The sequence below is a fragment of the Microcystis sp. M53602_WE12 genome (assembly GCF_030065455.1).
In the GTDB taxonomy this organism is placed as follows: Bacteria; Cyanobacteriota; Cyanobacteriia; order Cyanobacteriales; family Microcystaceae; genus Microcystis; species Microcystis aeruginosa.
Window position 1 is genome coordinate 1 of record NZ_JASJFB010000629.1, and the last position, 1,019, is coordinate 1,019.

The following is a 1,019-nucleotide window of genomic DNA, read 5'->3' on the forward strand; positions in this document are numbered from 1 at the left end:
GAAATAGGACTGACCAGTGCCACCGATTTTGATTAGCAAACTCCCATGATTCATCAACCCCCGGCGGGGACAAGGGATTTATTACCCCTAGAAGTTACCCAAAAAGGCTGGATTAACGATCGCCTTCAGTCTGTCTTTCAGCGTTGGGGCTATCAAAGGATCGTCACCTCCACCATTGAATGGCTCGATACCCTCACCGCAGGCGGTGCGATCGATCCCAGCACCGTGATCCAACTCCACGGGGATAGTCAAGGACTATCGGGATTACGCCCTGAATTAACCGCTTCCATTGCCCGCAGTGCCGTCACCCGCATGAGTGGGGAGTCCTATCCCCAACGTCTCTGTTATCGGGCTAACGTTTTTCGTCGCCCTAGCGCCAGTTATCACGGTCGTCAAGTGGAATTCTATCAAGCGGGGGTAGAACTGCTCTTTTCTGGCGGTTTACTAGCCGATGCCGAGATTTTACTGCTCCTGGCCGACTGTTTCGATAGTTTGGCCGTCCCTAACTGGCAGATTATTTTAGGAGAAGCGGGTTTGACTCGTTCGCTACTTTCTCCCTTTCCGGATCCCTTACGCGAACAGGTGAAACGCTGTTTAGCCCTCCTCGACTACGTTAGCCTCGAAAATCTTCCCTATCCTAACGAAATCCTCCGGCAGCAAGCCCGACAATTATTCCAGCTGCGCGGTAATCCTGAGGATGTCCTCGCACAAGTGGCAGTATTGGCCCAGGAAGAATCAGCCCAAAAAGCCGTTAATAACCTTAAATCCCTAGTAGAGCTGCTTAATGCCGATCGCTCTGGGCCTTTCCCCCTAATTCTCGATTTAAGTCTGATTCAAACCTTTGATTACTACACCGGCATCGTTTTTAAAGCGGTTAGTGATCACCAGCAAAATCTCAGTATTTTAGGCCAGGGCGGACGCTATGATCAATTATTGGGCGTTTTTCATCCCCAGGGCCAATCGGCTCCGGGTATCGGTTTTTCCCTGAATATCGAAGAACTGCACGAAAGTTTATTATC

At 50.3% G+C, this 1,019-nt stretch carries 1 protein-coding gene; it reads left to right on the forward strand.

What is annotated here, in order from left to right; translation table 11 throughout:
- Nucleotides 1-45: 45 nt before the first annotated feature.
- Nucleotides 46-1,019 (forward strand): ATP phosphoribosyltransferase regulatory subunit (locus PX482_RS20010; RefSeq protein ID WP_288122920.1); only part of this gene is annotated, 974 nt, incomplete at its 3' end.